Here is a 24497-nt window from a genome sequence, read left to right on the forward strand (position 1 = left end):
ACCTACGCCTATACAACACCATGACCGAACTTCCCGACAACATCCTTCACCTGCCGCAATACCAAGTACTGGGCTGCAAATCAACCGACGACGAAATGCACTTCCAGGTGGACGTGCCCGATCCCATCGCCTGCGAGGAATGCGGCGTGCAGGGTGAGTTCGTACGGTTCGGCAAGCGTGACGTTCCCTATCGTGATCTGCCCATCCACGGCAAGCGGGTCACTCTCTGGGTGGTCCGCCGCCGATACACCTGCCGGGCCTGCAAGACAACATTCAGGCCCCAGCTACCGGAGATGGTGGACGGATTCCGTATGACACTGCGGCTGCATGAGTACGTGGAGAAGGAATCCTACAACCACCCCTACACCTTTGTGGCGGCACAGACCGGCCTGGACGAGAAGACGGTGCGCGACATCTTCAACGCCCGCGCCGAGTTCCTGGGGCGCTGGCACCGCTTCGAGACGCCCCGCATCCTGGGCATTGACGAGCTATACCTGAACAAGCGCTACCGCTGCATTCTAACCAACATTGAGGAGCGAACCCTGCTCGACCTGCTGGCCACCCGCCGCCAGGACGTGGTGACCAACTACCTGATGAAGCTGAAAGACCGGCAGAAGGTCGAGATCGTCAGCATGGACATGTGGAACCCCTACCGGGCAGCGGTCAAGGCTGTGCTGCCCCAGGCCCGTATCGTGGTCGATAAGTTCCATGTGGTGCGCATGGCCAACGATGCCCTAGAGAGAGTGCGCAAGGGCCTCAGAAAGGAGCTGAAACCGTCCCAGAGCCGGACTCTCAAGGGAGACCGGAAAATCCTGCTGAAACGCGCTCACGAAGTCTCAGACCGGGAGCGCCTCATCATGGAGACCTGGACAGGCGCGTTCCCGCAACTGCTGGCCGCCTACGAGCACAAGGAGCGCTTCTACGGCATCTGGGACGCCACCACACGGCTCCAGGCAGAAGCCGCCCTGGACGAGTGGATAGCCACCATCCCGAAGGGCCAAAAGGAAGTCTGGAGCGATCTGGTCAGGGCAGTGGGAAACTGGCGCGAAGAGACCATGACCTACTTCGAGACGGACATGCCCGTCACCAACGCTTACACGGAGTCCATCAACCGACTGGCCAAGGACAAGAACCGTGAAGGGCGCGGTTACTCCTTCGAGGTGATGCGGGCACGAATGCTCTACACCACGAAGCACAAGAAGAAGGCACCGACTGCGAAGGTCTCTCCTTTCTACAAGAAAACCATCGGTTACGGACTGCCGGACTTCGCAGAGGAACTCAACTACGGAGTCGATCTATCAACCATCTGAGGGTGGTATCAGGTTGGTGGGGTAAAGGTGCCCCATCAACCATTAAATCCGTATACCCGATTTTTGGATAATAGAGAAAGGACGAAATATGGCCAACTGGACGACTATGGAATTCTGCGCACTACTCACCCCATTTTCATCTGCCATGCCACTACCAGCCGCCATTCTATGGCTGGTTTGCCTGGTAACTGTGATACTGCTTGGCAGCAAAATACACCCAGTATTCGCGGAGAAAGAGGATAAATAAAAGGCCCAAACCCCGCCTTTTGCCCGGCCTTCTGGTCGGGTTTTTTCATAAGAAAAATGTGGGCAAAGAGAAAGGAAATGCAAACTAACAAAGAGGGAAACAATAATGGATAACAACATCGACGCTACCAATGCACCCAACATGACCCTAAAAAGAGCCTGGCTGTTCTATGGCCTTGCCTGGGCCGCCCTCACCGGCCTGTGGCTGATATCGGCAGCCATAGAGTATGTGGCGGGGACAAACCTCCCCTGGTTATTTGTTCTTCTGCTGATTGGCTACCTGGCCATCGGTGTTACACTGAACATCAAAGTGCTCCGAAAGCTAGTAGTCTGGCACCCGATGTACAACACTATTGAAAACACCGCGAACGCAAAAACCCACATGTTTGCCCTATGGCCATTGACCTACCCGTATCTCTTCATCCAGATGGCCGTCAGCACCCACCTGTAGGTAAATACGGACCCTTGGAACGATTCAGGAATATCGACACATTCCGGTATAGTGGTTACACACCTGACCCAACCAAAGAGGCGCTAATATGAATGACCAACAACCGAATGAACTTAAGTTTGATCGTAAGATAGAATATCTATTGGCACGAACCACCGATCTCGGGATCTGGATCACCGGAGCCTGGACGGTGGGAATTGACAAAGCTCGGGCGGTTGAATACGTGAATAATTACAACTCAAGCCCCGATCAAGGCTTTTTCGAGCACGGGGGAGAAGTCATTCTCTCTCATGCCGGCGGTAAAATAACCCTATCAATGCAGGAAGCAGCCGCGATTATTAACCTGGTGCGTACTGCATATATGTAAAATCGCAGCGATCAGGAGCAAATAGATCATGGCCACCTATATAGGATCGATAGTAGTCGATACCACCAACATCGCCACCGCCGCCAAGGTCGCGGCTAGAGCTTCCAAAAAGGACGCCGTTCGCGGGACTATCACCGTGGGCGGGAACCGATACTGCTGGATCGTAGACCAGCGGTACGAACACCACGATGGTTTTGAACAGAGAAAGGGCCATGATCGGTAACAAACACGGGCGTAGAATCGCCAAGTGGATGAAGAGACTTCTACCCGAAACAGCTGCCGAGAGAATGCAGAGGGAGTCAGATGAGGCCCTGGCACGAGTTCAAGCGGCAGGTTATACAGTGCATTTCTACATGCCCGCCGCCGGCATCGAGAACTCCACGTTGGCGAATGATCTTCGACGATTGGGCAGCGGCGGGCATATCATCACGGATCGAAACGGTAAACTGGTTGGTAAGGTTGCCACTCACCTATCGAGAGAACAGGAGGCCCAAGCCCGGCGGACCACCTTTCGCCTTGTCACTGAAACAGAAGGGAAAGTTGGGGCCGGTTTTCGCCATTTTGAACTCCGAAACTTGAGTAATAAATTAGGAATATCGATGTTACCGCGAATGTCAATAGAACCATTACCAGAAAATGTTGAATGCATACGAATGCCGAACCCGTTGGTGAGGCCCATAAATATAATAATAAATAGAGAGAAGGGTAATGTATTCACGAAGACAGTATTAGGTGTTCTAACCTCCGTAACAACACTACAAACACTTGACCTTGTGAAAAGAGGAATGATGAAAATAAAGGAACCGATGTTACCGCGAATGTCAATAGAACCATTACCAGAAAATGTTGAATGCATACGAATGCCGAACCCGTTGGTGAGGCCCATAAATATAATAATAAATAGAGAGAAGGGTAATGTATTCACGAAGACAGTATTAGGTGTTCTAACCTCCGTAACAACACTACAAACACTTGACCTTGTGAAAAGAGGAATGATGAAAATAAAGGAACATTAGCCAGTGGGGGCATCAGGGGGTAGTGAAATATACTCAAATATTTCATCATTACCTCCGCGAATCCGTGAAGACCGCTTTGTCGGAGAAAAACCCGTCAAGCTCGGTCAGGGACAGCGGCCGGCTGTACAGATAGCCCTGCGCATACTGGCAGCCTTGCTGGCGGAGAAAGTCACGCTGCACTTCCGTCTCCACGCCCTCGGCAACAACTTCCAGATCCAGGTTGGCGGCGAGAGTGATGATGGTGCGCACAATCGCATCGTCATTGGGATCAACGCCAATATCCCGGATGAACTCCTTGTCGATCTTGAGGCGATCAAGGGGAAAGCGTTTGAGGTACACAAGCGAGGAGTAGCCGGTCCCGAAATCGTCCATCGCCAGTCGCACACCGATCTCCCTGAGTTCCTGCATGACTTGCCCGGCGCGAATGGGATCCGGCATCACGACACCCTCGGTAACCTCCAGCTCAAGGTAATTCGCAGGCAGGCCTGTCTCCTGCAACACCTGCCTGACCGTATCCACCAGACCGGCGTCATCAAACTGGCGCCTCGAAAGATTCACGGCCACGGTAAGGTAGCGGTCGAGCCGCTTATGCCAGCGCACCGCCTCGACACAGGCCTGACGCAGTACCCAGGCGCCAACTTCCACGATAAGACCGGTCTCTTCCAGAATAGGGATGAACTGGTCGGGACCTATCGTTTTGTCGTCTGGCCTGTTCCAGCGTAACAGGGCCTCCGCGCCCTCCAGCCCGTCCACCGCTCCTGTGCATCCTGCGCCCGCGGCATTTGTGCCTCCCTGCACGTCATCGCCCAGGCGTATCTGAGGCTGATACCGCACTTCGAACTCACCGCGCTCCAATGCGACCTGCAGCGCCTGCTCCAGTTCCAGGTGCGAACGTATATTTAAATCCATCTCCTCGCGGAAGAAACGATAGGCGTTACGTCCGGCATCCTTCGCCTCGTACATCGCGGTATCGGCGTTTTTCAACAGGGTTTCCACGTCGCACCCGTCGTGGGGGAAGAGACTGATCCCGATACTGGCCGAGGCACGGAAGTTGCGCTCATCGATGGTCACCGGTTGATTGATGGTTACGAGAAGTTTGCTCGCCAATTTGGCCACATCGTCCGGGTCGGCGACATCGGTCAGCGCGATGGCGAACTCATCACCACCAAGCCGGGCGACCGTGTCGCCATCGCGCACTGTCTTTCGCAGCCTGTCGGCAATCGCCTGCAGCAGGCGATCGCCCACGGCGTGACCGAGGCTATCGTTGATGCGTTTGAAGTGATCGAGATCGAGAAACAGCACGGCCACCAGCCGATCGTGTCGGCGGCCGTAGGCAATCGCCTGGATAATACGATCACGCAACAGCATCCGGTTAGGCAGGCTGGTCAGCGGATCGTGGTGTGCCAGATGGAACAGGCGCGCCTCGGACTCCTTGCGCTCGGTAATGTCCTGAACCGTGCCGACCATCCGCTCCACGTTACCATCCGCGCCCCGGATGCAGCGGGCCTGCTCATGGACGTGGCGAACATCGCCGCCAGGCAAGAGGATGCGGTGGTCGATCCGGTAATCGCTGCCGTCTTTAAGCGACTTGATGATCTCCGATTCGACACGGATCCGGTCATCCGGATGGAGGCGGGCGAGGAACGAGTCGATAGTGGCCAAGAAGGTCTCCCGCGACCGCCCAAGGATGCGATAGACCTCGTCCGACCACCACAACGCCCCGGATCTCACATTCCATTCCCAATGCCCCAGGCGCGCAATACGCTGGGCCTCCGCCAAGCGCGCCTCGGAGCGGGCCAGGTCCTGGAAAGCGCGCTCCTGTTCGGTGATATCCTCAAGCGCTATCAGCAAACGCGCTTCTTCTTCTTCTTCTTCTTCTTCTGCAAGATACATTCCAGTAACGGCATAACGGATCAGTCTGCTGTCGCCCCCACACACCCGCATGGCCAGCATGCCATCGGCTCGCGCCGTGGCGCCGCCCAGAACCGCCGACAGCTGATCACCAAACCCTTCCGCCTCGATAACCTCCAGTGCATGACGCCTCTCCACCGCATCCGATGGGACATCGAACATCCGCAGGAAGGCGCGATTGACCGTCAAGATGCGCAGACGGGTCGACAGGATGATCAGGCCGCTGGGTATGTTGGCGAACACGCGCTCGGCATATTCCTTGAAATCCTGCAATTTGAGTTGCCCAGTCACCTCCACCCTATACTCCTGGAACCCTCAGGGGCTCATCCGGTTGCAGGCAGGCCGATTGCCAAAGCTTTGTTTAAACGCCACGTACAACTGCCGCTCGGTATCGCGCCAACGATCGGCCACGGGTCGAAAGCGGAACCAGACACGGCCATCGGCGACATGGTCGGCCAGGCACGCGTTGGTGCCGGAGCCGCGGATATGGTCCGTCAGCCGCTTGCGCAGATCGCCGGTGCTGCCGATATAAATAACATCGGCCGGACCCGTAGCGAGGCGGCGGGTGTGCAGTTCATAAACGCCCCCCGCCACCGGCGCAATCGACCGCACCACTTGGCGCTCAAGGGGGTGCAGCACGCTGAAACCGTGCGTGGCACCGAGATAGCCGGCGTTATCGCCACGGTGCCGGCTGCAGGGAATACCCAGGTCTCGGCGGATGTTCGCCACCGTTCGCCGGGAGAGACACTCGCCGAATTCCGCCTCGATCGCCTGCGCCAACAGCGTATCGTCAAGCGGTTTTCTGCCCGGCTGGTCAATCAACCCGGCCTGCTCCGCGCGAACAATGGCGTCTACGTAGCGCCGGTGCAGTTGCCGCGGCCTGGGGCACAGGTCACGGGCTTCGCGGATATCCGTATCGCCCAGCACCCCCACGGGAAGATGGCGCATCAGCCGCGACAGGCGACTGCTGTCCGCCTGTACCGGACAGCACGGATCAGCATTGATGCTGCCGGCGAGCATATTCAGCGTCAAAGGCCGTAGCAGCAACGCATCACCGCTTTTCAGGAAGGACGCCTGAAGCGCCGCCAACGCACGCAGAAGCGCGAGCGTCAACAGGTTGCGGCTGTTCACGGAGCGCAGTTGTTGCAGGAGGCATGACTGGTTCTGACCGACGTCGGAAAACCTGGCAGGATCATATTCGTAATATCGGGAAAACAACTCGGAACCAAAATAAAATCGTGTGGACCGGTCAAACCAGGCCACGTGTAACGCCCGGGGTGACAGTTGACCTCGGCCGCTCCAGCCTGACCCGGCGAAAGCCGGCTTCATTGTCTGTCCCACATGCACATACGTCCTCGCCGCTGCAAATTCCGGCGAAGATTCGATATCCCGTACCCACCGTTCAAATGCGCGAGGACGAAGCTCCAAGGTGCGGGCCAGCCGGATGCACCCCACTTGGTGCGGCTCAAGTGCATGCCGGAAGTTCTTTTTGTTGTTTTCAGGCATGACGCGCCGACATAAAAATAACTTACTACTGAATCCTGCAACATAAGTCGCGGATTATTGAATCTATACATTAATCCGATGCCGGTACGGCTCGTCCGCCCATTGAAGCGCCGGAACCCCGGTCGAATAAGGTCAACCGCCCAACTCCCAGCGAGTTGACACACCTCGCCAGCCGTCAGAGTCGCATCCCGCAGCAATATCCCCGCCATTCGCCCCTCCCTCTCGCCCGCCCTTGCGGTCGATTCCTTTTAGTATTTTCAATCCGCCGCGCTCAGAATCACCCATTTCAGGGCTGATTTCAAGCACCAACCAAGTCCATTCGTTATTGCAATGTCGTCTGATTGATACGCTGACTAACTCCTTATCTCAGGCGAGGCATACGGAGCACCCCAGGCAAGCCAAGCCGGGTTAACGCCAAGGACAGCAGCCAGTGCTGCTAGGCATCTGGGTCGCATAGATTTGCCGATTTCGATCTTTTGGATCGCGGCCTTATTTGATCCGGCAAGGTCTCCAAGCTGTCCTTGCGTCAGTCCATTGGCCATTCTTAATGTTCGTAACCGTTCGCCGATCCCGGCTTCGGCTGATTCGTGGTTCTGGATGAGTTTAACAAGCTGCTTCTTATCCACTATCATCTCTTTCTAACCAGTCTTTTCCTATGCCGCGTGGGCGGCTAATTCGATGCTCTGAATGTTGTACTAGGGCCTGTTAGCAGTCATGGTGATACCCGCCAGCTCACTCGTTCTCTAACATGCTCGTTTCGACGACGTAGTTTGGCTCTATAGCCATACCCGTATCGGTCGGTGCAATGCGCACCCGCCCCCCGTCCTCGTCCTCTAGTGCTATCCAATGAAAACCCTCATCGCCTGGATCACGCCATTCCGGCTTGATTACAACTGTGTCGCCCTTCTTGATCATGTATACCTTCTCCTCGCCAAAGTGCTTTGTTTGGGATTCTCGGTTACTCTACCGTGCGCCTACCTATCGAACCCGCACCTCAAACCCCGCGATCCCGAGTTCCTTGCACAGCTTCCACAGAGTTTCCAGCTTCTTGAACACCCGCACCTGGCCGCGCCGGGTCTTCATTTCCCGTTGTTCCAGGCGGCCGGTGTTGATCACCACGGTAAAGCCGGGGAGATCGAGGGGCCGGGGCACGGCCGCCAGGCGGAGATCCACGCCGGCCTGGACTAGGGTACGGATTTCGACTTCGTTCATGGGGTAGGGTCTGCCAAAAGTGTCGTTTTTGGTAAAATAGCAAACTGGAAACCAATATATATAGTATTGGTAACCAGATCAAGCAGTCAGGAGAGGCCGGGGCGGTCGCTGTTGGCGGGGTGATTTAACATAGCGCCCGTTATTCGCAACCCGACAGCCTAAATTCTCAACGTGTTTACAGGTTGACGTGTAAACGTGTTTCTCGCATACTGTTAGTGCAATCATATGAACGGAGCTGCCTCGGCAGTGTGGTTGTACCGCCTGGCAACAGGTCTCTAGCTGGTCTGGAGATATCGAAGAGTCCCGGAAAAGCCCGCCTCTGAGCGGGCTTTGCTTTGTCTGAGATTCACCGGGCCGGTCTAACCTCCCTACCCTGTTGTTTGTTACGCGCAATCACGTGTAGCCGGATCTTCCGTTTTTTCGGGCGTGTGCTGGCATATGCGTCAGTTCGCTCATAGGCGCTCTGAATAACCAGGTTCAGCCAATTCCCCTTCCGGGTTGCTTTAGTTACATCGAAATAGATCTCATATTCGGTCTTCTGGACGCCCTTAGTAGTGACTTCAATGGTGAAAAAGGTCCCGTGGTGGGTATGCCAACAATTGCGCCCCCCTAGGTCTTGAATGATGTCCGGCAGCTGCTTTGAGAACTCGTAGCGGTCAAAACAGAATATCCGCTGCTCTCTCGGCCATGGATACCACATATTGCCTGTAACCTGCTCATTGACCAGCGGCTTCCTGCTAAAACAGTGCATCGAAAATGTCACCTGAAATTTATACTTGATTGCGGTCAGCTTATCGGTGGCCTCTGTCGTATAGTGCCAATCGAAGGGATCGAGGTGGCTAAGATCGTACGTAGTGCCCTGGAATGTAAACGGCCTCCATTTCATCACACATGCCCCCGGCGCTTCCGTGCGTCCTCTTCGCCACGCTTTTTCTGTTCCTTCAACTCCGCCTTTGCCAGTGCCTTGAGCTGGGTTATCAGCCCTGTTAGATCGTATTCGTTGGACGTTTGACCTCCGGCACTCTGATAGCGGCTTTTCCGCTTAACCAGTCCTCGCGTCTCCATCTCTTTCAGATGCTTCTGTACCGTGCTTTTATCGCGTCCCACAATCTCGCCAATGGTGGCCTTTGATGGCCACGGCATTTTCGTCTTCTCCCACCAGTGCTTGAGCAGCACCAGTAGAATATTGAGCTTCACGGCATCAATGCCGAGTGCCTGCTGGCGCTCCAGCAACAGATTAGGAATGGCTGTCCAACCCGCCACATCGAGGGTCGCCTTGCCCCACTTGTGCTCAAGGGCTTTCAGCTTTTGGGCTGGTACTGGCAGTTCTACGATTTCACCCATTTCGGTAATCCTGGTAATTTTTCTTTCATGCTTCCAGCATAAGGCCGCCAATACGGGGGCACAATGGATGCCCCCTATGCAATAACAAGCACGGGGCAATATATATACTATGTCTCTGGCATAGAGTTGCGTGTGATCCGATGAATCTGTATCACCTGGAATCTTCTTTGGTGGTTATCCGCAACTACGGAGCCTGTTTATTATCGCATGGGGAGGTATGGGTAATCCAATATGGGGGATAGGCGAAAATGCATATGGGTTTGAGCAGTATCGGTATAATCACTTGCCAACATGGTCGCCCGGCTCGGAACAGCCCGCCAAGGAGGCGAAAATGGCTATGCCCTGCTATCCCCTTCCAATAATGCTCTGAACAATACCTTCAAAGTAACTTGCATCCTTGAATTTTCTTTTTTTCCTGATAAACCCAGGATCAAAGAAAACCACCACGTCGTTCACCATCAACCGAAGGCCGTGCTGCGTGAGAGAGAAATCAATTTCGCTTCCTGGATATTTATCGGATAAATGGCCTTGGAATGACTTCAACAGCATATCGACTGTGAGCTTGCGTTTTTTGTCAATAAGTTTGCGCTTTTTATCAATTTCCTTCGCTATGCTTTTCCGCTCATTAACCCAATCTGTGCCATGCCTTTTTTCCAGGACACTCCAGTAGGCGCCTTTTGATTTATCGTGTTTCTCTTGATTGACTGCTTTTAGCACATACGCCAGGTTTTCTGGCCAACAGCTACCTTCCCGGCAGACAGGTTTCAAGTGATCCAGTGAGTAGTTCTTTTCGTCATCGGATAGAGGTGTTCCAGTAAAGTAACAATTGCCTTCTTGTATCCTGAATATTTCTTCCAAATCTTCTCTTTCATACACCCCGCCAGACATTGTCATTAGAAATTGTCTGTGCTCTGACCTCTCTTTATTTCGTTCTTGCTCACTCATGCCGCTTTTCCTGTGTGGCTAACCCCCGGGTTCAGGCGCGCCGGCTCGTCAGCGCTGACATCGAGGTCGAGATAGCGGGCGCGACCGAATGTCGTCAGCCAGCTTTGCCAGGGCAGAGGGGTCGCGCGTTTCGCACTCCCATATCACAATAAATTCCCAGCCGGCCGCCGACAGCTCGGCGCACTGACGGCGATCTCTCTCAATGTTGCCATCAAGTTTGTGCGTCCAGTATTCAAGGCGCGAACGCGGACGCTTGGCCGCCCCACAGCCAGGATGCTGATGCCAGAAGCAGCCATGCACGAACAGTGCAATACGGCGACTTGGAAAGACCAGATCGGGAGTACCGGGCAAGCGCCGGTCATGAAGTCGGTAACGAAATCCGGCGGAGTGAAGAAAGCGGCGAACAGCCATCTCTGGCGTGGTGTCGCGGGAGCAAACAGCCCGCATCGTGCGGCTTCTCTGCTCCGGTGTTTCCTTCATTCTCTACCCGATTATTGGCGAAATTCGATCTTTAGGCTGGGATCGGTTTCAACGTCTTCAATAATTTCATTGTAACGCGTGACCAGATCCCCAACAGCAACACGCCGCCCTTCCGCTGCAAACTTGCCAAGTTCATACAGGTTAAGGGCAATGAACTGTTCAACTTCGAAAACGTCGATCCGCTCACCTAACCCAGCATTTTCTGCCAGAACCTCGGCGGCAGTCAGCCCGCGAGCCGTGGTTACGATAATAGGCCTATGGTTATCATCGACGTTTTCCTGGCAGCGCTGGACTACAGCCTCGCCAGGAGCGGTGGTGACATGGATAGCCACATCACCAATGAAGAAGTCGCCAGCCCGGCCGGTCTGTGCATCAGACGTGGAGAAGCTATTGTGCTCGAAGGAGCCATTGCCAAGAGCGCAATCAAGCTTCGCACCGACCAGGTGCTGCAGCACTGCACCTGCGTACTGCATACCCGGCGTTTTCCGCTGCCTGTCTTCGGCCTGGCTAATCACGTGACGAACCAATGTGCGAAGACTGCGAGACGCATCAAGCTTGATCTTGAAAGGCTTCGCCGAAAAGAACTCGTGTACGCGCTCGATCCAAAATGCCTCTACTGCATCCAGATCAACGACTCCACTGTCAGCCAACTTATTGAGGAAAACCACATACTCGCGCATGTTCCCAATACTGCCACGACTGGTACGCCCGCCTTCAGCGGCTAAAACGCGGGTGATGTCGTGGCGTTTCAGCACCGTCTGCACGGCACCTCTGCCCAGGCCGAGAACTTGGCCGCCGCCTCCAGTAAGCAGGCTTTCAGAATCAAGGGGGAGGCCCTTGCTTCGCGCGTGTTGAGTGATAACAAGAGCAACGCATAACGGACCTTTGCGGCTGAACTTTTGCTCCTTGTTGAATTCACGTAGCGCTTCCACTAAATCCGTCATTACGCCGCCTTCTTTGCTGCTGTTAAGGCAGCAGAAAGCATCGGTTCAAGAATATTTTCGGCGAGAAAACGGACCACGGGCACAGCCACGCCATCACCAGCGAGGTGGTAGGCTTCGTTATAGTTTTTAGGTAGCAGGTAAGTATCAGGTAGCCCCATCAGGCGAGCAGCTTCACGAGGCGACAAGAGGCGCGACCGAACGCGCTTGCCCTTTATGACCATGATGGTTTGGCGGCTCGAACCGCCCGACGGGGTACGCAAGCACCCCGCAATATCATCAAAGCGGATTTCCGCACGCTGCACTTTTTCACCGTTGACGCCATTCGCACGGGTACGCTTATAGATAGTTCCAACCATCCTGCAGTCAGCTTTTTTTGCAGCATCCACCTTCGCAAGATTAAGCGGGCTCATCATGGTAAGCAGTTTCTTGGTCTCTGCTGCTGTATGCCAAGTGACGCCTTGTGGCTTGTCTTCTACCAGGTCGGCAAAAATAGAGGAGCGGGCAGGAGGTGAGGGCATCTGCCACCAAACCCACGAGTTTTTCGAGCGTTTTGGCAGCTTTTTGTAAGCATCAATAAGTGCCGCCGGATGCCATTCCGTCCCGGGCTTTTCGGTGATTAATTCGCGTGGGATCGTTACAGGTTTTTTAACGGCAATGATGAACAGTCGCGGCCGGGATTGCGGAAGAAACTTCACAGCGTTCACAATAACTGCGCCGAAGCGGTAGCCTGCACCGGCAAGGGCGGAGCAGATCGCGGCAAAGTCTTTTCCTTCGTGAGAGCTAAGAGCCCCATAGACATTTTCAAGCACAACCATATGCGGAGCGCGATCTTCGTCATCCAGCGCCTTCATCAGCTTCCAGAACGGCCAGAACGTGCCGGATCGATCCCCTTTAAGTCCGGCGCCAGCGCCGGCAAGGGAAAGGTCCTGACAAGGAAACGATGCCCAAGCTAAATCTGCGTGACCCGGCAGGTCATCCGTAGTCAACGCAGCCACATCACCGACGCGCAGATGATCTGCGCCCCAGTTCGCCGCATAGCTGGCCGCCTTCTTAGAATCAAAGTCATTGGCGAACAGGCAGTCCCATTCGGAGCCTAACCCAGCCCGAGCCATGCCCCCGCCGGCGAAAAACTCATAAAAGTTGCCCATTTTTCTCCCCTTCTCCCTCGCCTTCAAGGCGGTTCGTTGAACTTTCCCGACTTAACTTCTCCTGAATGGCTTCGGCAATCCAAGTATTGCGTGATACGCAGCCAGCACGGCGAGCGCATTCGGTGTCGATGGCTTCCAGCATCTCCGGCGGAAGGCGCACACTAAAACGCCTCAAGGAGGCGTGCAGGTCTTTTAAGTAGGATTTCATTTGTGTCAGTGTGGCGCCACATTGGCATTTTGTCGAGAAATCCCCGCAAAAACTTGACGAATAATAGGTAACCGTCAAACATATGCTAAACAACATCCGGCAAGAGGAAGCGCCAAATGCAGACCTTAACACTTGAGCAGCTTCGTGCAACAACTGCCGCCGGCGGGGTAACTGGCGTAACGCTAAAAGCCCAAGGCGGTGTGTTCTATGTCGCGGTGACCACCCGAGCGGGGAAAGCTGTACTTGTGCTGACTCGCAGCAAGGAACCGCGTGGCTTTGCTGACCCCCGCAAAGCTATGGAGCTATTGCGCGGAGTGGGCATCGCGACTGGAGACTTTGATATCACGCAATGGAATCCTAAACAGGGCAGTTTACGCCCTAGCCGCCCAGACGCGGCCAGGGCTATGAAAAACGCTCACTCTGCAAGAAAACAGCAGAACGCCTAAATAAACCAAAACACCCCGCAGCTAGGCGGGGTGTTTGTTATCAGCCTTTGTATAGGGTAGGGTCAAATACGCACCGCTCTTCGCGGCTTCTGTTCCTGACGTTGCACCTGCCTCTTCTCTTGCTTTTGCTCGGCCTTCTCGATGGCCAGACCCACAGCAGCCCTTACCTGGCGTTCAACCCCTTCACGCCCCAGCACACTGTTATTAGCCAAATCGTTGAAATCCGTGTGGCGCTTCATCTTGGCCAAGGCCTCCAGCTGCGCCTCACTGAGCAAATCGCCCTGGAGCTTGTTCCGGTCCTCGGTGGTCAGCTTAACCCCCTCCGGGTCCTTCTCTGCATCTGCCAGTGCCTTCGCGGCCAGAGAGTGATTCCGGTAGACCTGGGGAGTGACAGGCTCCAGTTCCTTCGGATACTCATTCTCGCCCGGCGCAAACACCGGGAAGATAGCTTGACCGCCGACCGCCTTAGCAGCCTCCAGTGCCTTCTCTCTACCGCTATTAACCCCCTGTGTCAGAACCAGTTGACGATCATCGTCACCAGCCACAATAACCGGCTTATCAGGGAATTTCTCGCGCAAGTCTTGCGCCACTGCTTTCAGGTTTCCAGAATCAAACGCTGCGATGGTACCATGACCCCACACCTCGGCCAGTGTGGAGGCCGTGGCGTACCCTTCGCCGATCACCAGTGCTGGAGCTGCCGCAACCGCCTCGATGCCACCAACGGCGTGGAAGCAACCTTCCTTGCGGCTGTCCTTGGCGAACCGCTTAGTGCCGTTCGCCTGGATATACTGCGTTGTCCACTGTTTCCCGCCGGCGTCGATAGCTGGAATATAGGTGGTCTGTCCGTTCTTGTCGGTCAGAGCTCCGGCATGAACCTGGATGCCCTTCTCCCGCATATACGAGGTAGGCACGGCTGGCGCAACCAGGCCAGCCGTTTGTTTACTGATACGTTGTGCAGTGGCCTCATGCAGACGCTCTTGTTCAGCCGCCCGGGCGGCCAGCTTCTCGGCAGCCTCAGCCTGTAGTTTGGCCTTCTCCTGGGGATCGAGCGAATAGCCCTTGGATTTCCATTTCATATCGAGACCCGTCCGATTGTTTTTGATGTATCCGGCCGGATGGCCATCCAGGTGCCCAACATAGAACCCAGCCCCGAAGTCATGCTTAACACCACTCTTATCGTCTTCGAGTCTGATTCTGTGTTTTTTACCGTCCATGATCGGGTGTACCCCACTAACTTCACAGCCAAGAGACCGCAGGGCCTCCGCGAATTCCTCCCTGGGCGACATGGCCGGCCCCTGTTGACCAGGTACATTATCAGGCAGCCAGCGTTGCAGCTTCTCCATGTCGGCACCTGGGCCGGCATACCAGGACTTCGCCGCCTTGTCCCATTGGGCACCCGCAGCCTTGGCCGCCTTGCGCTCCCCATAAGGCACCGCCAAATATTGATGCTCGACAGTGGCAGCTTGCTGTATCTCGGGCGACTGGCCGGCCTCGGGTGTTTTCCCCATCCATTTAGCGAACGGGGTAGTATCCGCGCCGGGGGGCACATACCAGGAACGTTCCTGACGGTCCCAGCGAGCGCCTAACCCCTTCGCTTCGTCTTTATCCTTGAACGATACATTGATGTAGGCCCGTTCGGACTTCTCTTCCCTGGGCGGCTGTACGCCTGTCTCCAGCGGTTGTTGCTCGCTATCTCGTCGCTCAAGCTCGGCAATCCGGCGCTGTAAATCAGCATCGTTGAGTATGGCTACCGCCTCCGCGGCCTTGCGATCCTCCTTAGCGGTGGAAATCTCACTATCACTGCTATTCGGGTCGCGCCTTATACGATTCTCGGCAATACGCGCCAATTTGGCAGCTTGCTCGTGCTCGTTGCTCTCTGTCAGAGCATCGATTACAGCCAATTGATCCGCCAGATCCTCGGCCTGCTCCTGGCTATCGAAGTCGGCAACCCACAAATGGGTGCCATCATCGGCTTCCGCATATACTCCCCAAAACTCAGGATCTACGCCAAGGACATGAGCCGGGGTAACATGGCGCTCTTTCCCATCGAGGCCTTCGGCCTCTTCGTACACGTTGCCCTGTACCTGAACGCCGCCGTTCCAGTGACTGGGCAGATTCACACCTAGCCGCTCACTGGCGGTGCTTTCAAATTGAGTGCCGCCGATCTCTGCGACCGACAACTGCCTACGAGCCTCAGAAACGGCCTGCAGGTTGGCCGACACCTCGGTCGGCATAGCAGCCAACAACCGATCCTGCTGCTCCTTATTCGATATCGGTAGATCCATCCCTTTCTCCTGTGTCTGCATGTTATCCAGCTCCTGGACCTGCTGGTGCTCGAAGGCCAATACATAGCCTTGGATCTTCTCGGCATCTGCAGAAGCCCGGAAAATCTCCAGCGGGTCCTCTTCAAGGGACTTGATCCAGGACCCTACATAAGCCGCATGCTGTTCTGGATCGTGACCGATGCCCAACTCATCACCCAGGATCATCGAGGCGATTTCCGCTCTCAGTTCTTCCTTGGCATATCCCGCGCTACCAAAAGGATGCGACAGATCCCGGTCCAGCCGAGAGTGATGGCCAGTCCAGTGCCCCAGCTCGTGCAGTGCCGTGGCATAGTACCGATCTGCACTGGAAAACTGGCCGCGTTCCGGCAAGGTGATGCTATCGCTTACTGGCCGATAAAACGCACGATCACCTGGTGCGTGGGTAATCGCCGCCCCGGAGGCCTTCAGAATGTGCTCTGCCCGTTCCACGGCATCCCATTGATGCTCTGGCTGCTCCTTACGCTCAAGCGGCGGCAGGCCGTCGATTTGCTCTGCATTGAAGACTGTGGCAAAAAATACACGAGGCCGCTCTAGCTCGGCGATCATCTTCACAGGTTTGCCGTTGCCATCAAGCACCGGCTTGCCCTGATCATCCCGTTTTATCTGTTCCTCGGTAAACTTCCAGTATTGGACAAGAGTACCTTTCTCTCCTTTCAGCACCTGGGCATCCACTGCAGCCGCCTGCTTATAGGTCATCCAGCGTGGATCAGATCGTCCCTGACTCATCAGAAACATTGCATTAATGCCCTTGTAGCGTTTGCCCGTTGTCGGGTTAATCGGTAGATATGTACTGGCCGCACCAGGCTCCCACGGCTTTTGCCACGGAGCAGTGCCCGCCTTTAGTTGTTCAATCAGTCGCTCCGCGACCACTTCGTGAAACGGTTTTTTCTGTTTCATGCCGTTATCCCTTCTAAATAATTCGTTAATCCCTGGAAAGGTCTGCTGTGTTCTGGATCGGTCGTGAAGACCCTGGGCGACCATGCACGTAATGTTCTGCAAATCACCGATCTGCATGGGCCTCACGCGAGCAATGCAGGTTTCCATGAACGACTGCTGTCCACGCTGCTGCACCAGGTCATTACCGACATGGTGCAGTGGCGTGATGCCCTCACAGTGCAGCGCAAAGACTTCTTCTGCCCGAACATCAAGCGAACAGTCAGAGTACCGTCGATTGATCTCATCCCATGAGGGCTTCAGACTCGGCTCTTCGCGGGCCGCGATCAGGCCATCAAGCAAGGCCCGCTTCTCTGCCGGCGGAAACGTGTTCGCGCCGTAGTGGCCCAGCACTTCATGCCTGAGCGACACCAGCAAATCGCGGGCATCGGTGATGTTCTCCAGGGAAACATCAATCTGGCCTTTGTAGGAACGTCCATTGTGCTCGGTCGGCCTCGGCAGGTAGCCGCCCTTCATGCCTTTGGGAACTTCACCCGCACGCGCGCCATACAGCTCGGTCGTGTTCTCCCTGAACTTATAGGCAAGCTCGACAGCGCCGGGGTAGTCGTTGAGGAAGAGCTTTGCTACCCCTATCGCCTCGGCTTTGGTCATGGGCATGATTAGCCCTCCTTGGCCTTGCGCTCGATGGCCTCGGCGACCGTCTCACCATCCTGCAGCCCGTACAGCTCGCGGGAATTGGTAGTGGTGATGAAGGGCGGAATATCATCGCTCGGGCCTTCATCGTCCAGAAATGCCGGCTCTTCCTCCCCCAACTCCGCCAGATCCTCGGTGCTCTCTTGAGCGTCCTGCTCGCTCAAGGCATCCTCCACGAACGCGCCGGCACGCTCGGCTTCCTCCGGATCAAACTCGGCTTCATAGCCCGGCGTCTGGGCATCAGCCAATTTTTCATATAATGCTTCGGCTGCATTCGCCTCATCATCAAATACGCTAACCGCGTCAGTGTCTTTTTTGCTGTTCATACCGACTTCTCCTTGTTGTCGCTGGTAGAGCCATTACGGCCCTTGCTATAGTCCGGCCTGCCTTTCAGGTCTGGATACGTTTGCTTGCAGGTAGGGTAGTTACTGCAGCCCCACCAGAATTGCCCTTTCTTCCTGCTTGGCCTCCGCGATAGACCACTGCCACAACTCATGCACTTATGCAGAGACGACACCGGGGCCGCCTCTTTGCCGCCGGCAATCGTCACCGCGCCATCATTCGCTTTAGCAACCTGGCTACGGATAAACTCCTCTTGTTTGGTAATGAATGCCTCCAGGCTGGCGGCACCCTGCTCGATGCCTTTCAACATGCGCTCGTAAAGGGCTGTCAATACCGGGCTTTTCACCACTTCAGGCAATACGTCAATCATGCTACGGCCCAAGGTGGAGCTGATGATCTGCTTGCCCTTTGTTTCCAGGAACTCGCGGCGCTTCAATTCGGAAATGATCGAGGCGCGGGTAGCGGACGTGCCGATGCCGTCGCCGTCGCGCAGCATCTTCTTATGCTCCGGCTCGGTGACGTACTTGTGGATGTTCTCCATCGCACGGATCAGCGTGCCCTCGGTGAAGCGGGCCGGTGGTTTCGTCTTGGCATCCTTCCGCGTGGCCTGCCTGCAGGTCACGGCATCGCCCTGGGCCATCGAAGGGAGCACCTGGTTGCCGCCTTCGTCCTGGTCCTTGTCTCTGTCGTCGTTGTCCTGGAACACGTCACGCCAGCCGTTGCGCGTGACAACCTTGCCGGACGCGGCGAATGTCTCGCCGGCAACCTCGATGCCAACCGTGGTACTCAGATACTCATGCAGCGGGTAGAACTGTGCGAGGTAGACACGGACGATCAGGTCGTAAATTTTGCGTTCCATGTCGCTGAGGCGCCCCGCGCTGCCCTTGTGCATGGTCGGAATGATTCCGTGGTGCGCGGTGATCTTCGAGTCGTTCCAGGTCTTGGACTTGATACGTGAATCCGCACCGTCCACGATTCCGGCCAACTCCGGGTTGACGTGCTTGATGGCCTCAAGCACCTGCGGCGCGTCGGCGTGCTGGGACTCCGGCAGATAGGCGCAGTCGGTACGCGGGTACGAGGTCAGCTTGTGGGTTTCATAGAGCGCCTGGCAGGTATTCAGCACGTCCTCGGCGCTATAGCCGAACTTGCTTGAAGCCAGAGCCGTTATGTCAGACAGGGCGAACGCCAGCGGTTGGTTTTGTTTCTTGGCCTCCTGCTTGTACTCGTCCACGCTGCCGGCCTGGCCGGTGACAGCGGCCACCAGGGCGTCTGCAACGGCGGTATCGACCAGGCGGCCCTCAGAATCGAGGCCGGCTTGATCCTCTTTCGCTTTCCACGCGGTGATAAACGTCCCGCCGGCATGGGTTATTTCGGCCCGGATCTTGTGATACGGCACCGGCTTGAATGCCTCGATTTCGCGGTCCCTGGCAACCACCAGGGCCAGCGTCGGGGTCTGCACCCGCCCCACGGTGAGTAATGACCGTGATCCACCACGCTGCGCCCGTAGGGTGAATGCACGACTCAGATTCATGCCAATGAGCCAGTCGGCACGCCCTCGACCACGGGCAGCGTCAGCCCAGCCGGCATAGGCGCTGTTGTCCTGGAGCGCCGCCAGCCCGCGCTTGACGGTCACCGAATCTTGAGACGACACCCAAAAGCGGCGCACTGGCTTAGTGTTCCTGAAATGCGCCAGAACCTCATCAACCAGTAATTGACCCTCTCGGTCGGGGTCGCCGGCATTGACGATTTCACTGGCGGATTTGATAAGTTTCCCAATGATCGATAGCTGTTTTTTTGCGTCGGGCTTGGGTTGCAACAACCAGGTGGAAGGTATTATCGGAAGCTCATCGATCCGCCAGACCTTACGGCCATTGCTGTTGCGTGGTACGTCCTCGGGCGTGTACTCATCCGGCCCGGCCTGTTCCAGCATATGGCCGAAACACCATGTCACCTTGTCGGCACCGCACTCTATATAACCATCACCCTTACCCGTCGCCCCCAGCTCTCCGGCGATAGCCTTGGCCACAGACGGCTTTTCCGCGATAAACAACCTTGTCATATCTTGACTCCTACCATGTAAAAACCGGGCGAATCACCGAAACCACCTGCGATCGATCAACCAGTCCGTAATAACGCCCATCAAAAGAAACAGCCGTAACATCCGACATCAGCAACAACTCACCCGCGCTCAGTCTGTGCTCTTGGATACGAAAACGGGGCATAGGGCGACCCGCACCATCCGCATCCAAGGGGACACTCCACGGCAATAGATCCCCGTTAACCCGTACCCCCTCGGAGGACACCGAAACCAGATCATTTTTAGCCGCTAAAATGCGCTTCATCATGTAACCGTAGCCACCAGGGCACATACCCGCGCCGAGATAGTCCCTCCGGACCGCCTCATCGAAGACCGCTTTTTGAGGTGGGCAGACAACCACATAAGCCCCCAGCTCCACGGGCTTAGTGGTCGTCCAGTACAGGCCCACGGGGATACTGCGGGTAGTGTTGATACGGGCTCCAGTCGCATAAGCCAACGCGCCAAAGCACAGGACAAGTACACCCGACCCGGCCACCACCTTTGCAAGCCGCTTCACAGGGCAATGGCCCCAGATCCCACCGGAACCCGCCGCAACACATCACTTGACCGTGGAGCGGAGATTGAGGCGCGAGCCTGGAAGATCGGATCTTTAAAATAGAGCGGCTGCTTGCCATAGATGGCGGGATAGCCGGCGACATAAATAACCATGTCACCTGGTTGTTCAATCTCGCCCGTGGCCGTCTTGGTCGGGCCTGGCATGCGTAGACACTCATCAGGCGTCAGAAGCGGCCTCTGCACCTCCTGGAAGGTGCGGGAGACATGGCCGTGCATGGCAGACGTGCGCCGGCCGCTGGTCGTCACCCGCTCCGTTACCACCGTGGTCTGCCCAGTCAGGCGAGACAAATGTTCGGCTGTCTCTACCCGGTTGGGCGGATACGCATTCTGAACATGGCAGTTGGAGGTAATCGTTTCGTCGTGGCCATAGCCGGTTTCGCGGGATTTGAGCTGGTTAATGTCCTGAGCTATCAGGTAACACTTGATGCCGTAACCGGCGACAAATGCCAGGGACTCTTGCAGGATCTCCAGTTTGCCCAGGCTGGGGAACTCGTCCAGCATCATCAACATGCGGTGCTTGTAATGCGCCTTGGGACGGCCGTTCTCGAAATCCATCTTATCGGCCAGCAGTCGAACGATCATATTAACCATGACCCGCACCAGGGGCCTTAGCCTCGCCTTGTCATTCGGCTGAGTGACGATATATAGACTCACAGGGTCATCGTGATTCATCAGGTCCTTGATGCGGAACTCGGACTCGCTGACATTCCGCGCCACAACCGGATCACGATACAGGGAAAGATAGGATTTCGCGGTAGATAGCACCGATCCCGCTTCTTCCTCCGGACGGTCGAGCATGTCCCGTGCGGCTGAACCGATCACCGGATGATTACTCCCGTCAACATGGCCGTAGGTGGTCATTTCCATCCACAGTTCGGCAATATCACGGTTCGGGTCTGCCAGCATGGCATCTACAGCAGGCAAAGTAGCCGCCGCACCTTCGTTGCGAGCCTTATAGAGTGCGTGCAGAATCACGCCGACCAGGAGCGCGAACGCCGTTTTTTGCCAGTGTGAATCCATGCCCTTCCCGTCCGGATCTACGATCAGGGTCGCTAGATTCTGAACATCGCCCACCTCGTATTCTGTTCCTACTCGTATTTCATCCATCGGATTCCAATGGATGCAGCCATTCAATGACGCTGGTTCAAACCGCATCACCTTGTTACCGGCGTGCAGCTTCCGCCATCCAGAGGTCAGCGCCCACAATTCGCCCTTCAAGTCGGTAATAACACAGCTCGCCGGCCAAGACAGGAGCGTAGGCACCACCAGGCCGACACCCTTACCGGACCTTGTCGGCGCATAGGTCAATACGTGCTCTGGGCCAGAGTGCCGGAGGTAATAGAAACTGCCATCCTCATCCTCCCAACCACCCACATACACGCCGGTCTGGGTAGGGGCTTCCTTGTCCGTGACCACATCAAGCAGCTTGCGTGGCCGGGGCAGCAGGCCAGCCGCCTGAATATCCTTTTTCTTGGCCCACCGTGCCGATCCGTGCAGATGCTCATCGGCCCGGGACGAATTAGCGTAAACAATTTTTGTAACAGCTACGCCCAACAGGCCAGCAGTAGCAACCACCAGGCCAACACCGGCAGCCCGCATAACCTCATCTGGGTACTGGGTATAGTATTTCGACGCCCACCCCAGAATTGACCAAGGGGCATAGATATGGAACAGATGACCACCCAGGACCGCTTGATAATCGAATGAGTGAGCAAAAAACTGTGTAGCGGACTGTAGGCCCGCACCTAACGACAAAGCGCCCAATGCCGGCAATAGTTTATTGTTGCTCTGTTTTTTACGTACTTGAGGCCCTGCATGGCTGTTCTGTTTTTTCATCTTCTTCCCTTTCGTCCCTTTGATGTAGTAATCGAACCCTTCGCGTTAACTGTGACGCTCTCCCCTATCGAAACACGCTTTACGCGCCGCGCCGTGGCCGGATCTACCGGCACCACCAGCACATCATCACCATCACCACGCTTCAGGAGGGCCAACGAATAGCCCTCGATGTTCCTGGAGCCCGCATAGGAAAATGCACCAACTTCCCCATTATATCGGCAATGCTTCGGTATATCGAAGCCTTTTAAGCGTTTGGCCTCGCGCTCCGCTATGTATTTAGCCGCAGCTGCCAATGCCTCCGGGGTTACTCCTGCTCTTGCCCCAGAAAGAGGCCGTCGCAGTTGATTATCTGGTTTGGCTCCTTGCTGCTCCAGGTTACTAGGAACATCACGCGGCAATAGCACTTCACCTCCGCTGGCGACGCGAACCACACCGAGTTCGGACAATCTTCGCAGACGGTGCTGGCCTTGGGGCGGCGGGATTCGTCCAATGCGTCCAACGTTGGGCTTGCGCTGCTCGCCTGGGGCGCTGGCGGCTGCTCGTCCAGGTCCTCGCTCGACACTGCCGCCGCGTCGGGTGTCGTGCTGGCCGGTAGCGGCTCCTGATCCAGCGCGGCCAACGCCGCGTCCAGTTCGTCCTCGATCTTGATTTGGTCTGTCATGTATTCCCTCATTGGTTAATAGTGACTGCCGGCGGCGCTCCAGCTCCGGGTCGGCAAAGGTGATAGGCAAACGCGCAACAACAGCAGCTCGGATGATCTGCGCCTTGAATTCAACCGTACCGTTGACCGTTATCCGATTGCCGTAACGTTCGCTTGTCAGACGAAGTGCAGCGACTAGACCATCCTCTGTCGCCTCACGAGAAACCTGCAGCTTGTCCCCATCATCACGCACCGCGCTCTTGCCGGCGCGATAGATGATCGTGCCCTTCTTAGTGATGTTGTCCATCACTGGGGAGTGTCCCGGCTTTGCACCTCCCTCCCCTCTCACAGCGTTCCCCTGGAGGCCTTGGGCCGCCTCACGGGCACGGAGAGCCGCCAAGGCCTCGGCATTACCGCGCAATGCCTCCTTCTTTAGCCAATCGGCCCAAGTTCGCCGTCTATGGGTATCGGATAGCCTGCCTTTCTTGATCCGGAACTCCCGATTAATCGCCTGAATATCCGCCCGTAGTGACTTGCTCGCCTGTGCATATAACAACTTCTTGTTGGCCCTGTTCTGCCCCAATACCTTGATACTCGACCTGCGCAGCCGGTTCGACCGTTTCACAGCCTCGATCTCCGAATCTTTCCAGTGCCCCAACCGCTCCACGTCCGCTTTTTTGGTAGCGACCAGGGTTTGCTGTTCAGTTTTATATTTGGCGTAAAGCTCTACGGTATTGATCCTGGAGCGTATAGGCTGCTTCGCATACTCGCGCCGCGCTTGTGTGCGTTCGGCTTGCTCCGGGGATGGCTCGAATGCCCCAAGGCGTTCTTCCAGCCTCGGCTTGGACAGGTCGCGGGCCACGGTACTCGCCTTTATCATCGTGCCGTCGCCCGCTTCGATCACGAAACCGTTGGCTCGCTGTCGTAGCTCTAGGCCGTTCTCACGCATAACCTGGCGCAACGCGACCCAAGACTGCGCCCCCCGGATCTCGTCCAGGCACTCGCGCTTGATCCACCCCAAGAGGCTGTCCACGCCAGCATGTCGCTCCATGTCAGCAGCCCGGCCTTCGGCAATGGTTCGCGCCGGGGTGTGATTGTCCTGCTCCAACCCATAGTCCCGTTCCGTGACGGCGCACAGCTCGCCCAACGTCCGATAGGACTGGAAGGGTTCGTGCATAGTGTTGCGCGTAGGATGAATCTTGTTGATGGCGATATGGATGTGCAGGTTGTCGGTGTCGTGATGTACCGCACTAACCCGTTGATGCTCGTCATATCCCAGACCCGCGCAAATCCGCTCTTCTATCTCCTTGAGCGTGTCCGCGCCGGGGTTCTCGCCAGCGCGAAAGCTGACCAGCAAGTGAAAGGTTTTGTCGCCCTTGGCCCGCTTGTTGATGTGCTGGGTGGCCAGCACTTCATCGGTCGCGGCCTGGACGGTGCCGGCCTGGCAATTCGTGACCGTGACCAGGCCCAGCCGCTCGGTCTTGCTTTGCGCGTCTGTGATGTACTCCACCAGGCCGGCAAAATCGCTCTTGCCCAATGAGCGCATGGGAACGTGCTTGGCGATCATCGATCACCGCCTGT

General features: G+C 56.1%; 22 protein-coding genes. 5 read left to right on the forward strand and 17 right to left on the reverse strand.

Features of this window, described 5'->3' with window-relative positions:
* Window positions 1–20: 20 nt before the first annotated feature.
* The 4 genes from SIL79_RS20190 (at window position 21) to SIL79_RS20205 (ending at window position 3390) form a co-directional block, all read left to right on the forward strand.
* Complete coding sequence (locus tag SIL79_RS20190; RefSeq protein ID WP_237145758.1) at window positions 21–1310, forward strand: ISL3-like element ISPpu12 family transposase; 1290 nt, start codon at window positions 21–23, stop codon at window positions 1308–1310.
* 352 nt (window positions 1311–1662) lie between these two features.
* Complete coding sequence (locus SIL79_RS20195; RefSeq protein ID WP_319619917.1) at window positions 1663–2007, forward strand: hypothetical protein; 345 nt, start codon at window positions 1663–1665, stop codon at window positions 2005–2007.
* Window positions 2008–2095: 88 nt separating this feature from the next.
* Window positions 2096–2374 (forward strand): hypothetical protein, encoded by a 279-nt coding sequence (locus tag SIL79_RS20200; RefSeq protein WP_319619918.1) that lies wholly within the window; start codon window positions 2096–2098, stop codon window positions 2372–2374.
* A gap of 212 nt (window positions 2375–2586) precedes the next feature.
* Window positions 2587–3390 carry a hypothetical protein gene (locus SIL79_RS20205; RefSeq protein WP_319619919.1) on the forward strand — a complete coding sequence of 268 codons (804 nt, stop codon included), beginning with the start codon at window positions 2587–2589 and terminating at the stop codon, window positions 3388–3390.
* 48 nt (window positions 3391–3438) lie between these two features.
* On the opposite strand, the gene SIL79_RS20210 is transcribed toward SIL79_RS20205, so the two are convergent.
* The 11 genes from SIL79_RS20210 to SIL79_RS20260 all read right to left on the reverse strand — a co-directional run bounded on the left by SIL79_RS20210 (window position 3439) and on the right by SIL79_RS20260 (window position 13088).
* Window positions 3439–5592 carry a putative bifunctional diguanylate cyclase/phosphodiesterase gene (locus SIL79_RS20210; RefSeq protein ID WP_319619920.1) on the reverse strand — a complete coding sequence of 718 codons (2154 nt, stop codon included), beginning with the start codon at window positions 5590–5592 and terminating at the stop codon, window positions 3439–3441.
* A gap of 24 nt (window positions 5593–5616) precedes the next feature.
* A complete protein-coding gene (locus SIL79_RS20215) occupies window positions 5617–6807 on the reverse strand; it encodes a hypothetical protein (RefSeq protein WP_319619921.1) in 1191 nt (396 codons plus the stop codon).
* A gap of 353 nt (window positions 6808–7160) precedes the next feature.
* Window positions 7161–7433, reverse strand: coding sequence for a helix-turn-helix domain-containing protein (locus tag SIL79_RS20220; protein ID WP_319619922.1), 273 nt, complete (start codon window positions 7431–7433; stop codon window positions 7161–7163).
* 352 nt (window positions 7434–7785) lie between these two features.
* Window positions 7786–8019 carry a hypothetical protein gene (locus SIL79_RS20225; RefSeq protein ID WP_260292388.1) on the reverse strand — a complete coding sequence of 78 codons (234 nt, stop codon included), beginning with the start codon at window positions 8017–8019 and terminating at the stop codon, window positions 7786–7788.
* Window positions 8020–8365: 346 nt separating this feature from the next.
* A complete protein-coding gene (locus tag SIL79_RS20230) occupies window positions 8366–8908 on the reverse strand; it encodes a hypothetical protein (protein ID WP_319619923.1) in 543 nt (180 codons plus the stop codon).
* Window positions 8905–9363, reverse strand: coding sequence for a helix-turn-helix domain-containing protein (locus tag SIL79_RS20235; RefSeq protein ID WP_319619924.1), 459 nt, complete (start codon window positions 9361–9363; stop codon window positions 8905–8907). Before SIL79_RS20235 ends, SIL79_RS20230 begins: the two co-directional genes overlap by 4 nt.
* A 345-nt stretch (window positions 9364–9708) precedes the next feature.
* Window positions 9709–10308: a hypothetical protein gene (locus tag SIL79_RS20240; RefSeq protein ID WP_319619925.1), complete on the reverse strand. Its 600-nt coding sequence runs from the start codon at window positions 10306–10308 to the stop codon at window positions 9709–9711.
* Between the two features lie 48 nt (window positions 10309–10356).
* Window positions 10357–10788, reverse strand: a complete 432-nt coding sequence (locus SIL79_RS20245) for a very short patch repair endonuclease (RefSeq protein WP_319619926.1) — start codon at window positions 10786–10788, stop codon at window positions 10357–10359.
* Between the two features lie 11 nt (window positions 10789–10799).
* On the reverse strand, window positions 10800–11732 hold the full coding sequence (locus SIL79_RS20250) for a DUF4928 family protein (protein WP_319619927.1): 933 nt from the start codon (window positions 11730–11732) through the stop codon (window positions 10800–10802).
* On the reverse strand, window positions 11732–12880 hold the full coding sequence (locus SIL79_RS20255) for a DNA cytosine methyltransferase (RefSeq protein WP_319619928.1): 1149 nt from the start codon (window positions 12878–12880) through the stop codon (window positions 11732–11734). Before SIL79_RS20255 ends, SIL79_RS20250 begins: the two co-directional genes overlap by 1 nt.
* Entirely contained in the window at window positions 12864–13088 is a 225-nt protein-coding gene (locus tag SIL79_RS20260) for a ribbon-helix-helix domain-containing protein (protein ID WP_319619929.1), read from the reverse strand. Before SIL79_RS20260 ends, SIL79_RS20255 begins: the two co-directional genes overlap by 17 nt.
* 116 nt (window positions 13089–13204) lie before the next feature.
* Between SIL79_RS20260 and SIL79_RS20265 the strand changes: the two genes are divergently transcribed.
* Window positions 13205–13534 (forward strand): hypothetical protein, encoded by a 330-nt coding sequence (locus SIL79_RS20265; protein WP_319619930.1) that lies wholly within the window; start codon window positions 13205–13207, stop codon window positions 13532–13534.
* 62 nt (window positions 13535–13596) lie between these two features.
* On the opposite strand, the gene SIL79_RS20270 is transcribed toward SIL79_RS20265, so the two are convergent.
* Genes SIL79_RS20270 through traI form a run of 6 tightly spaced genes read right to left on the reverse strand, consistent with a single transcriptional unit; the run spans window position 13597 to window position 24483 of the window.
* The gene (locus SIL79_RS20270; RefSeq protein WP_319619931.1) at window positions 13597–17409 is read right to left on the reverse strand and encodes a zincin-like metallopeptidase domain-containing protein; all 3813 of its coding nucleotides are present in this window, start codon (window positions 17407–17409) and stop codon (window positions 13597–13599) included.
* A gap of 2 nt (window positions 17410–17411) precedes the next feature.
* Window positions 17412–17771 (reverse strand): conjugal transfer protein TraD, encoded by a 360-nt coding sequence (locus tag SIL79_RS20275; RefSeq protein WP_319619932.1) that lies wholly within the window; start codon window positions 17769–17771, stop codon window positions 17412–17414.
* A complete protein-coding gene (locus tag SIL79_RS20280) occupies window positions 17768–19846 on the reverse strand; it encodes a DNA topoisomerase III (protein WP_319619933.1) in 2079 nt (692 codons plus the stop codon). The genes SIL79_RS20275 and SIL79_RS20280 overlap by 4 nt, the downstream gene beginning before the upstream one ends.
* A gap of 10 nt (window positions 19847–19856) precedes the next feature.
* Window positions 19857–20381: a conjugative transfer signal peptidase TraF gene (traF, locus tag SIL79_RS20285; protein ID WP_319619934.1), complete on the reverse strand. Its 525-nt coding sequence runs from the start codon at window positions 20379–20381 to the stop codon at window positions 19857–19859.
* Window positions 20378–22276: a type IV secretory system conjugative DNA transfer family protein gene (locus SIL79_RS20290; protein ID WP_319619935.1), complete on the reverse strand. Its 1899-nt coding sequence runs from the start codon at window positions 22274–22276 to the stop codon at window positions 20378–20380. The genes traF and SIL79_RS20290 overlap by 4 nt, the downstream gene beginning before the upstream one ends.
* Window positions 22273–24483: a TraI/MobA(P) family conjugative relaxase gene (gene traI, locus SIL79_RS20295; RefSeq protein ID WP_319619936.1), complete on the reverse strand. Its 2211-nt coding sequence runs from the start codon at window positions 24481–24483 to the stop codon at window positions 22273–22275. Before traI ends, SIL79_RS20290 begins: the two co-directional genes overlap by 4 nt.
* Window positions 24484–24497 lie beyond the last annotated feature (14 nt).

Origin of the sequence: Shewanella indica (assembly GCF_033842865.1) — a bacterium.
In the GTDB taxonomy this organism is placed as follows: Bacteria; Pseudomonadota; Gammaproteobacteria; order Enterobacterales; family Shewanellaceae; genus Shewanella; species Shewanella indica.

Excerpts from the sequence above, each read along its gene's own strand:
- SIL79_RS20190 (WP_237145758.1), top strand. The coding sequence starts at position 21 with ATGACCGAACTTCCCGACAACATCCTTCACCTGCCGCAATACCAAGTA.
- SIL79_RS20195 (WP_319619917.1), top strand. The coding sequence starts at position 1,663 with ATGGATAACAACATCGACGCTACCAATGCACCCAACATGACCCTAAAA.
- SIL79_RS20200 (WP_319619918.1), top strand. The coding sequence starts at position 2,096 with ATGAATGACCAACAACCGAATGAACTTAAGTTTGATCGTAAGATAGAA.
- SIL79_RS20205 (WP_319619919.1), top strand. The coding sequence starts at position 2,587 with ATGATCGGTAACAAACACGGGCGTAGAATCGCCAAGTGGATGAAGAGA.
- SIL79_RS20215 (WP_319619921.1), bottom strand. The coding sequence starts at position 6,807 with ATGCCTGAAAACAACAAAAAGAACTTCCGGCATGCACTTGAGCCGCAC.
- SIL79_RS20225 (WP_260292388.1), bottom strand. The coding sequence starts at position 8,019 with ATGAACGAAGTCGAAATCCGTACCCTAGTCCAGGCCGGCGTGGATCTC.
- SIL79_RS20235 (WP_319619924.1), bottom strand. The coding sequence starts at position 9,363 with ATGGGTGAAATCGTAGAACTGCCAGTACCAGCCCAAAAGCTGAAAGCC.
- SIL79_RS20240 (WP_319619925.1), bottom strand. The coding sequence starts at position 10,308 with ATGAGTGAGCAAGAACGAAATAAAGAGAGGTCAGAGCACAGACAATTT.
- SIL79_RS20245 (WP_319619926.1), bottom strand. The coding sequence starts at position 10,788 with ATGAAGGAAACACCGGAGCAGAGAAGCCGCACGATGCGGGCTGTTTGC.
- SIL79_RS20250 (WP_319619927.1), bottom strand. The coding sequence starts at position 11,732 with ATGACGGATTTAGTGGAAGCGCTACGTGAATTCAACAAGGAGCAAAAG.
- SIL79_RS20255 (WP_319619928.1), bottom strand. The coding sequence starts at position 12,880 with ATGGGCAACTTTTATGAGTTTTTCGCCGGCGGGGGCATGGCTCGGGCT.
- SIL79_RS20260 (WP_319619929.1), bottom strand. The coding sequence starts at position 13,088 with ATGAAATCCTACTTAAAAGACCTGCACGCCTCCTTGAGGCGTTTTAGT.
- SIL79_RS20265 (WP_319619930.1), top strand. The coding sequence starts at position 13,205 with ATGCAGACCTTAACACTTGAGCAGCTTCGTGCAACAACTGCCGCCGGC.
- SIL79_RS20270 (WP_319619931.1), bottom strand. The coding sequence starts at position 17,409 with ATGCCCATGACCAAAGCCGAGGCGATAGGGGTAGCAAAGCTCTTCCTC.
- SIL79_RS20275 (WP_319619932.1), bottom strand. The coding sequence starts at position 17,771 with ATGAACAGCAAAAAAGACACTGACGCGGTTAGCGTATTTGATGATGAG.
- SIL79_RS20280 (WP_319619933.1), bottom strand. The coding sequence starts at position 19,846 with ATGACAAGGTTGTTTATCGCGGAAAAGCCGTCTGTGGCCAAGGCTATC.
- SIL79_RS20290 (WP_319619935.1), bottom strand. The coding sequence starts at position 22,276 with ATGAAAAAACAGAACAGCCATGCAGGGCCTCAAGTACGTAAAAAACAG.
- traI (WP_319619936.1), bottom strand. The coding sequence starts at position 24,483 with ATGATCGCCAAGCACGTTCCCATGCGCTCATTGGGCAAGAGCGATTTT.